This is a genomic window from uncultured Proteiniphilum sp. (assembly GCF_937873925.1).
In the GTDB taxonomy this organism is placed as follows: domain Bacteria; phylum Bacteroidota; class Bacteroidia; order Bacteroidales; family Dysgonomonadaceae; genus Proteiniphilum.
This window is the reverse complement of sequence record NZ_CALNAT010000017.1, coordinates 1-9,546: the sequence shown is the minus strand read 5'-3', so window position 1 is coordinate 9,546 and position 9,546 is coordinate 1. Positions and strand designations below refer to the sequence as shown.

The window sequence follows — 9,546 nt, the reverse complement described above, 5'->3', positions numbered from 1 at the left end:
GCCCTTATCGCTATTGCCATAGGATTTGTGGGCGTATTTGTTCAGTTCCTTTCGGGACACGCTTCTCAGGAAACGGCTTTCGGGGTTTACCTTCTCGGAGCATTTATTGCCGGTTTCTCCATGTGTTTGCTCAATCTGGTGGTGAATCCCATGTTGAATACATTAGGCGGGGGTGGTAATAAAGGTAACCAGTTGATCCAGGTCGGAGGTTCTTTCAACTCTGTAATGGCTACCTTTACGCCTGCGTTCGTGGGTATTTTGATCGGTGAAGCTGCGAAAGCCAATATCAAGGATGTTTTTCCCGTATTATACATCGCGATGGGTGTTTTCGCCCTTGTATTCTTTGTGATGATGGCTGTTAATATTCCGGAACCCCACGTAACCAAGGCAAAAGAGTCCATAAAGAGTCTGATGCTGGGTGCGCTCAAATTCAGGCATTTTGTGCTGGGTTCTATCGCTATCTTCGTGTATGTAGGTGTGGAGGTAGGTACCCCTGGAATAATGATCTATTGGTTATCCGATAATCCGGAGGTAGGAAAGACCATTGCCGGTTTTGTGGCAGGGACATATTGGTTCTTAATGTTGATCGGAAGGTTACTGGGCGCTTCTTTTGGAAGTAAAATATCCAGTAAGACCATGCTTTCGGCAGTTTCTGCAGTGGGATTGGTTTTAGTGCTTTTGGCTATCTTCTCGCCGACATCCAATGAAGTAGCATTACCGGTACTTCAAAGATCGGGTACTGGCGCTCTCTCGTTTGGGCTGGCCCAAGTGCCTATTAATGCTTTGTTTATTGTATTGATCGGCTTCTGCACATCGATCATGTGGGGGAGTATTTATAACCTGGCCGTGGAAGGTTTGGGCAAGTTCACACCGGCAGCTTCAGGTATATTTATGACCTTAGTATGCGGCGGCGGTATCCTTCCCTGGATCCAGGGTGGTGTGGCCGATTCAGTGGGTTATATAGCAAGCTATTGGGTGATTGCAGCAGGGTTGGTTTACCTCTTGTTCTACGCCCTGGTCGGATCGAAGAATGTAACCACCGGTGTCTCGGTGACAGATGATGAAGTACCGGTAGAGACAGCTTCTCAAAGTGTACCTGTAGAGGAATAATTTTTAAGGATATTACTATGACTAAAGAGGAAGTAATCAATATATTTCAAGAGAAATTCGGCAATGAGACACCAGAGGTTTATGCGTCACCGGGACGCATAAACCTGATCGGGGAGCACACCGATTATAACGGAAGCTTTGTATTTCCCGGGGCCATCGATAAAGGGATGATCGCCGCCATCCGGTTCAACGGCAGCGATAAAGTGAGAGCCTATGCGATCGATCTGGATGAGAGTGCCGAATTCGGACTCAACGAAGAGGATCTCCCGAAAGAGGGCTGGGCCAAGTATTTATTCGGCGTATGCCGGGAGATCATCAAAAGAGGTGGCACCGTGAAGGGATTCGACACTGTCTTCTCAGGGGATGTGCCCCTCGGCGCCGGCATGTCGTCGTCAGCGGCATTGGAAAGCACGTATGCCTTCGCATTGAACGATCTCCTGGATCTGGGTATCGACAAATTCGAACTGGCGCGTATCGGCCAATCTACCGAGCATAATTATGTAGGGGTGAAATGCGGTATTATGGACCAGTTTGCTTCCATTTTCGGGAAGAAAGGCAATTTGATCCGTCTCGATACCAAATCAATGGAATATGCCTATTTCCCGTTCGATCCTAAAGGATACAAGCTGGTATTGCTCGATACGGTAGTGAAGCATGAACTGGCTTCATCGGCATACAACAAACGGCGGGAATCGTGTGAGCATGCGGCGAGAACCATTGCCAAACGCCATCCCGAAGTGGAGTTCCTGCGGGATGCGACCATGGACATGCTTCGCGAGGTGAAAGACGAAATATCGGGGGAAGACTACATGCGTGCCGAATATGTGATCGAAGAGACGCAACGGGTGAGGGACGTGAGCGATGCCCTGGAACGGGGAGACTATGAAACCGTCGGTCAGAAGATGTATGAGACACATCACGGCATGAGCAAGCTCTACGAAGTAAGTTGCGAAGAGCTCGACTTCCTGAACGATGTGGCCCGTGAACACGGCGTCACCGGTTCGCGGGTGATGGGCGGCGGCTTTGGCGGTTGTACCATCAACCTGGTAAAGGATGAGTTGTATGATTCATTCATCAGCGATGCCAAAGCGCAGTTCAAAGCCAAATACGGACATGAGCCGAAAGTGTACGATGTGGTGATCAGCGACGGCGCACGCAAACTCTGAATCCATTGTACAGATATATTATCAGGTTGGAAGCGGGATTTTCAATATAACCCCGTCTTCCAACCTATTTTAATTGTTGAGAGCGCCTTACATCTACTTACTGTGTTTCCTCATTTTACTTGCAAAAATAACGGGAACTTCCAGATAACGCTATAGACGAATCCCTCTTGGCTCTCATTTGAAAAGGTTTGCCATTTTTTATAGTAAAAAAGCAAAAATTAATATTTTTTTGTGCAATTTTTTGGAATTATTTTCATCTATATCCTATAGAGGAATTCTTAACGACACATCTAATAATGAAGCGATATTTTTATTCTTTTATACTCTTTGTGCTGATAATATCATGTGAGGACTACTCCGAAGATTTATACAGGTACTCAAAACAGATTACACAATCAAAAGAGTATCCGGTATATCTTGATATGAGCGAAATTGGGAATATCAAAGTAACGGACATAGCCACAATTGTCTCTCCCTTCAAGATCGTATCCAATGGGAAATATTATTTCGTGGGTGAAATGTCGGAAGGGATCCACGTGTACGAAAAGAAGACCAAAGGAGTAGAGTATCTATGTTTCATTGAGTGTAAGTTTGTGAAGGCATTTGATGTTGTAAATGATCACCTTTTCTGTAACAATTTTGTTGATTTGGTAGTGTTGGATGTGAGTAATCCTATTCAGACCAATATATTGCACAGGCAAAAGAGTCATTTTAACCGATTTACAAAATATAAGGAATATTGGAATATACTCTCTGTAGATGATAAAGGGTGTATTGTAGATTACTACCACCACTGGCTAACGGGTATGGTTACGGAGAAGGAACCCGATCTCGATTTCAGTGAAGAGGATAAATTGTTTGAAAATCTGACAAGTACAGTGATTCCCGAAACATGGCTGAGCGATCACCCTGAAAGAGACAGACCTTATCTTGGAATAGTAAAAGTAGGAGAAGATAAGATTTATACATATGGAGAATATAATAGTTGGGCTATCTGTACCTATCAGTCAGGAGTTTTTGACGTAGAAGAACAAGATTTGTGGTCAACTGTGGGGCCGTATCCCACTCCTTACTATTACAGCAATGCGCGTCCGGTGGGTTTATTTATGAAAGATGATGTCTTATATATGCCAGGTATATGGGATAACCTTGAGAACGGTTATATCGACGCCGCATTACATGTTGATGAAGCCCGTTTTGCTTATAGTATCCATCACTCTGGATCTTTTCCTGTCGATGCTACCTATATGCCGCAATTTAAAGCTTTTTTCTATCTGACGGGACAATCCATCCACGGAGCATTTAGACATAGAGATCCGGTCTATTCCACTATTGAAATATATAAAGATTATCAGATATCTACAGATGCAGTAGCCATAGAACGGGTAGGGTCCCATCTCATTACGCTGGGAAATGGGCTTACCGTTTACTTGCCTGATGAAACGGACATCGAGTTTGTGAAAGAATATCCCGATATATCCGGAGTGTGTTATTTAAGAGAGGACGATGTTCTTATTGTGGCAAATACGGAAGGCCTGTTCTTGTATGATGTCGAAGATGTAGAAAACATTCAACGTTTTCGTTAATCGAGGAGCGAAGGCGACTCAAAACGACTAAATTTATTGAACTTATTTTATAAAAATATAACGATGAAAAAAATTTGTTTTATCCTGTTATCGCTGCTTCTGACATGCAATATGTTTGCTCAATTCAAGGAGGATATTTATTTGATAGACGGCAAAGAGATTCAGACAGGTTATGAGAATAGAAAAAAGAGGGGGTATTATAACACAATGCAAATCAATATGCTCATGGGTAACAAGCAAATCCTCGAGAGGAATATTCACTATTACCCCTACTGGCCCTCCAGCTCTTCCTATATTGCTCCGGTTTATAATACTCCCTATCGTCATACAAAATTGGTCTTTTCTCCTTCGGTCACCATTACCAATGGGTATATGTTCAATGAACATTGGGCAGCAGGTGTAGGTGTCGGTTTCGAAATTATGGAGCATAATCTCTTCCCTCTTTTTGCAGATATCCGATATACTTTATGGGACAATAAAATTTCCCCGTTTTTTGCAATAAAAGCGGGATACGGCTTTGGTAATTTTCGGTATCAACACTTTGATGACCTTTATCTGGAATGGAATCCTTACAATGTGAGCGATGCCGAGTTGAAACATTACGGTGGATTGATGCTTCATCCGGAAATTGGTGTGAAGATATCTTTAAATGCATACTGCGACCTGTTGGTTACGGCTGCTTACCGGCATCAGAAAACAAAATCAATTGTACGAAAAGAATACGATAACAACCTGTTCGATGAATGGGAACACAAAGAGGATCTGAACAGGCTTTCTTTTGGAATTGGTATTATGTTCAGATAATGGCTTTTTGTACATAAACCCACTTTCTTTTCTCTAACTTAAAATTTATCTGAATTTTTTATCGTTGTCTCTTCATTTTTCAGAGAGTACAGTTGACCTCAGAACACAAATCTATTGCTATACTTCTTTAGGATGATAAGGGGTGATTTTTAACCATCTTTTTATCGATCTGCATTGATTGTCCTTCATTCCGATGGTGCTCCGGAAAACGGTGCATTTTTCGGGAAGTCATTGGTACAATGATTCTTTTTTTTCGTCGGCAAATACCGAACCTTCGTCGAAATGTTTTTCGAAGCTTGCTGCACGACGTTACTTTTGCCTGAAAAAAGAATCTTTTATGAAGTACATTATTCATCCATTCTATTCTCAACAGGTAAATACTATTTCTCTTTGTATAATGGTAGCAATGTTCTTATTGACAGGAATATCCGTTGCCTATTCACAGGAAAAAACGCTACCCCTGCAATGGGATTTGCAGACGTGCATCGGTTATGCACTTGAAAATAATATACAAATAAAGCAAAGTAAAGTCAATAAAGAAACCGGTTTGGTCGATACCAAACTGGCGAAAGCGGCGATGCTTCCTTCGTTGTCTGCCTCCGTGGGACAAACCCTCAGTAATTATCCGTTTCCGGATGACAATGCCTCTTCCGGAACATCTTCTCTTTCCGTATCCGGAAGTTACGGACTGAATGCAACGTGGACCATTTTCGACGGTGGTTCACGCATTACTGATATCAAACAGGCCGAATTAAACAACCGGATCGCCGATTTGGAAATTGACGAAAGTAAAAACAATATCAAATTGGCTATCATACAAAACTATATGCAAATTCTATATGCCAATGAGGCTCTAAAGGCATATGAAAATGCCGTAGAATTAAGCAAAGCCCAATTAGAGAGCAATAAAATAAAACTATCCGTCGGTTCGGTAGCCAAAAGCGATGTTTCGCAGTGGGAATCACAGTATGCATCGGATAATTACAATTTGGTGAATGCCCAAACGACCCTGGAGAATTATAAATTGCAATTGAAACAACTTCTGGAACTGGATACGCTCGACAGCATGGAGCTGGTACTTACTCCGCCGGACGGGGAGGATGTGTTATCCCTGATACCCGATAAACAAACGATTTATCAAACTGCCTTACACGTGATGCCACAAATAAGAAACAGCGAGCTTAACACCGAATATGCGCAACTGGGGATCGAGAAAGCAAAGGCCGGTTTTTATCCCACTGTCAGTTTACAGGCAAATACGGGAACAGGCAACGTGTATAATTATTCCGGATATTCTTTCGGTTCCCAGTTGAAAAATAACTGGAACAACGTGATCGGATTGTCGGTCAGCATCCCTGTATTTTCCAACAGGACCGTCAAAAGTGCGGTGGAGAAAGCAGGCATCAATATGTATTCGTCGCAATTGAACGAATTAAGCATTCGAAAAGAATTATATGCCGACATTGAAACGGCTTATTTAAACACGCTGACGTCTCAAGCGCAATACATCGCGGCCGAAGAGAAGGTAAAATATAGCCGGGAGAGTTACGATGTGATGGACGAACAGTTTATATTGGGCCTTAAAAATACGATTGAGATGTTGACGGAAAAAAACCGATTGATAACGGCTCAACAAGAATTACTGCAGGCCAAATATACCGCTTTGCTGAATATAAAAGTATTGGAATATTATCAAGGATTGATTTGAATGTAAAAAATAAAATAATCATATGAAGACAAAGAACAACAAATCCAAAAATCGCATCAGGCTATATTACATGGCTTTCATCCTTCTTGCAGAAATCATTATGATATCGTGTTATTCCTGTAAAGGCAATAAGGATAATAAAATACAATGGCTCACGGCTATTGTAGAAAGACAAGATATATCCAATATGGTCACGTGCACCGGCACACTGGAACCTATATCGACAGTCGATGTGGGAACACAGGTGAGCGGGCGGGTCGATAAAATTTACTTTGATTACAACAGCGTGGTTTCACAGGGCGAACTGTTGGCCGAACTCGACCAAACCGTATTACTGGCCACGTTGTCGTCAGCAAAAAGTTCGATGGCCACTGCCAAAAGTGAACTGGAATACAAGGAGAAAAACTATGAACGTTTTAAGGTGTTGTACGAAAAACAACTAATCAGCAGTTCCGATTACGAAGAAGCGTTGTATTCCTATCAAAAAGCCCAAAACGATTACAATGTGGGCGTAAGCAACTATCAAACAGCCGAAACGAACCTGGGATACGCAAAAATATATTCTCCCATCAATGGAGTTATTTTAAGCCGTGAGGTGGAAGAAGGCCAGACCGTTGCCGCCAGTTTCGAAACACCCACACTGTTTACCATAGCGAATGACCTTACCAAAATGCGGGTAATAGCCAAAGTAGATGAGGCCGATATGGGTGATATTGCCGCCGGACAGCGGGTGACGTTCACCGTGGATGCTTTCCCTTACCAAGAGTTTACCGGCTCCACAACACAGGTTCGCCTGTCGCCGACAACGACCAATAATGTGGTTACTTATGAAGTGGTGGTGGATGCACCGAACGACGGGTTGAAACTGAAACCGGGTATGACGGCCACCTGCACGATTTATACATTAGACAAGCCGGAGGTGCTGACGGTTCCTTCACAAGCCGTCAACTTCAATCCGGGCAATAAAACTCTCAATGAGAATGATACGGTCGTATGGGTACTTGATCAAAATAATATCCTGGTCCGCCGGGAGGTAAAAACCGGAAATAGCAATAACGTCCACACCGAAATATTATCAGGGCTGTCTGAAGGAGAAAAGGTGGTGATCGGGCAAGACGCCGAAGAAACAGCCCTGCAGAGCCTTCCCGACAGCGGAAATGAATCGAGTCCGTTTTTAAATCAACCTCCACGCCGCAGAGGAGGAGCTCCCGGCGGGGGAAGATAACACTAACGCAAAATCCCAAATTAGAAAGAGAAAATGAGTAATAAACCGGCTATCATCAATATATCGGATCTCTGCCGTAATTTTATCGTGGGCGAGGAGACTGTACACGCTTTGCGCAACGTATCCTTTTCGATCGGGGAAGGAGAATTCGTCACGATCATGGGTAAATCGGGGAGTGGAAAAAGTACGTTACTGAATATCATTGGTTGTCTGGATACCCCTACTTCCGGAACCTATCTGCTCGACGGAATATCGGTACAGAAAATGAACAAAGACCAACGGGCAAAAATACGGAATACGAAGATCGGATTTGTTTTCCAGAGTTATAATTTGCTGCCGAATACTACGGCCGTGGAAAATGTGGAACTCCCGCTGATCTATAATCCGGATATTCCTGCCGTTATCCGGCGGCAAAAAGCAATTGATGCGCTGAAACGAGTGGACCTTGCCGACCGCCTTTTTCATAAAAGCAACCAGATGAGCGGGGGACAAATGCAACGGGTAGCCATTGCCCGGGCATTGGTAAACGACCCTGCAGTGATCCTGGCCGATGAAGCGACGGGAAACTTAGACACACGCACATCGTTCAGCATCCTAAGACTGCTCCAGCAACTGAATAAAGAAGGAAGAACCATCATTTTCGTAACCCATAACGACGATATAGCCCGCTACAGCATCCGCAATATCGTATTGAAAGATGGACGGATCGTGGACGACACGTACAACCATCACGTCCTGTCGGCCTCCGAGGCTTACGATAAATTACCCGGGGAAGAAGAAGTCGATTGAATGATGTGATGATGTACCGAAATAAAAGAATAAAAGAATCATATGAACATAAACAACCTGTTTAAAATAGCCATAGTAGCATTATCCCGCAACAAAATGCGGGCATTGTTGACAATGCTCGGCATCATTATCGGCGTGGCGTCGGTCATCACCATGCTGGCTATCGGTGAAGGATCGAAACGAAGTATCCGGAAACAGATATCGGAAATGGGATCGAACATGATCATGATACATCCTTATTCCGACCGCGGTGAAGGCGGTGTGCGCATGAGCATGTCGGATATGGAAACATTGAAGAACAAGGATTATTTCGATATACGCGATAAAGCCCGGTATGTCTCGGCCGTATCTCCGAATGTCAGCAGCAGCGGACAATTCATTTATCAGAACCAGAATTATCCGGGCAGTATCAGCGGCGTAAGTCCGGAATATCTGACTATCCGGCAGTTGAAAATTAAATCCGGCACAATGTTTACCCAAAATGACATCACCGCCAATAATAAGGTCTGTGTCATCGGAAAGACTATTGTCGATAATTTATTCACCACGGGAGAAGATCCCATGGGTAAAGTCATCCGTTTCAACACCATTCCCTTTGAGGTGATCGGGGTATTGGAAAGCAAAGGATACAACACGATGGGGATGGATCAGGACGACATAGTACTGGCTCCCTATACTGCGGTCCAAAAAAGAATTTTAGCGATCAACTATTTACAGGGGATTTACTGCTCGGCCATGTCTGAAGAAGCGACCCCCGACGCTGTGGAAAGCATCACGGCGATCCTGGCGGAGAATCACGCTATCCCGGATCCGGACGATTATGACTTTGAGATACGCTCGCAGGAAGAATTAAGTTCGATGCTCACCACCACTTCCGATCTGATGACAATCCTGTTAGCGTGTGTGGCCGGCATCAGTCTGGTAGTAGGCGGCATAGGGATTATGAACATCATGTATGTCTCCGTCACCGAACGCACCCGTGAAATAGGATTGAGAATGAGCGTGGGGGCCAGAGGAAAAGATGTATTAATGCAATTTCTGATAGAAGCGATCCTGATCAGTATTATTGGAGGAATTATTGGTATATTTGTAGGCGCCGGTTCTACATTTGTGGTAAAATGGGCAGCTTCGTGGCCGGTGTTCATTCAACCGTGGAGC

The 9,546-nt window shown here is 43.9% G+C and carries 8 protein-coding genes; all 8 read left to right on the top strand.

The window, feature by feature from the left end; translation table 11 throughout:
* Positions 1-1,110: MFS transporter (locus Q0502_RS01335; RefSeq protein ID WP_298646261.1), on the top strand; the 1,110-nt coding region annotated here is incomplete at its 5' end.
* 17 nt (positions 1,111-1,127) lie between these two features.
* On the top strand, positions 1,128-2,276 hold the full coding sequence (gene galK / locus Q0502_RS01330; RefSeq protein ID WP_298646258.1) for a galactokinase: 1,149 nt from the start codon (positions 1,128-1,130) through the stop codon (positions 2,274-2,276).
* 296 nt (positions 2,277-2,572) lie between these two features.
* Positions 2,573-3,862, top strand: a complete 1,290-nt coding sequence (locus Q0502_RS01325; protein ID WP_298646256.1) for a hypothetical protein — start codon at positions 2,573-2,575, stop codon at positions 3,860-3,862.
* Between the two features lie 63 nt (positions 3,863-3,925).
* Positions 3,926-4,666, top strand: coding sequence for a hypothetical protein (locus tag Q0502_RS01320; RefSeq protein ID WP_298646253.1), 741 nt, complete (start codon positions 3,926-3,928; stop codon positions 4,664-4,666).
* Positions 4,667-5,003: 337 nt separating this feature from the next.
* Positions 5,004-6,374, top strand: coding sequence for a TolC family protein (locus tag Q0502_RS01315; protein WP_298646250.1), 1,371 nt, complete (start codon positions 5,004-5,006; stop codon positions 6,372-6,374).
* A 22-nt stretch (positions 6,375-6,396) separates the two neighbouring features.
* Positions 6,397-7,599, top strand: coding sequence for an efflux RND transporter periplasmic adaptor subunit (locus tag Q0502_RS01310; RefSeq protein ID WP_298646248.1), 1,203 nt, complete (start codon positions 6,397-6,399; stop codon positions 7,597-7,599).
* 33 nt (positions 7,600-7,632) lie between these two features.
* A complete protein-coding gene (locus Q0502_RS01305; RefSeq protein WP_298646245.1) occupies positions 7,633-8,388 on the top strand; it encodes an ABC transporter ATP-binding protein in 756 nt (251 codons plus the stop codon).
* A gap of 42 nt (positions 8,389-8,430) precedes the next feature.
* A partial coding sequence (locus Q0502_RS01300; RefSeq protein ID WP_298646242.1) for an ABC transporter permease occupies positions 8,431-9,546 on the top strand: 1,116 nt, incomplete at its 3' end.

Bases quoted from the DNA above. Each gene is read 5' to 3' on its own strand.
- Q0502_RS01325 (WP_298646256.1), top strand. From the start codon at position 2,573: ATGAAGCGATATTTTTATTCTTTTATACTCTTTGTGCTGATAATATCA.
- Q0502_RS01305 (WP_298646245.1), top strand. From the start codon at position 7,633: ATGAGTAATAAACCGGCTATCATCAATATATCGGATCTCTGCCGTAAT.
- Q0502_RS01320 (WP_298646253.1), top strand. From the start codon at position 3,926: ATGAAAAAAATTTGTTTTATCCTGTTATCGCTGCTTCTGACATGCAAT.
- Q0502_RS01315 (WP_298646250.1), top strand. From the start codon at position 5,004: ATGAAGTACATTATTCATCCATTCTATTCTCAACAGGTAAATACTATT.
- galK (WP_298646258.1), top strand. From the start codon at position 1,128: ATGACTAAAGAGGAAGTAATCAATATATTTCAAGAGAAATTCGGCAAT.
- Q0502_RS01310 (WP_298646248.1), top strand. From the start codon at position 6,397: ATGAAGACAAAGAACAACAAATCCAAAAATCGCATCAGGCTATATTAC.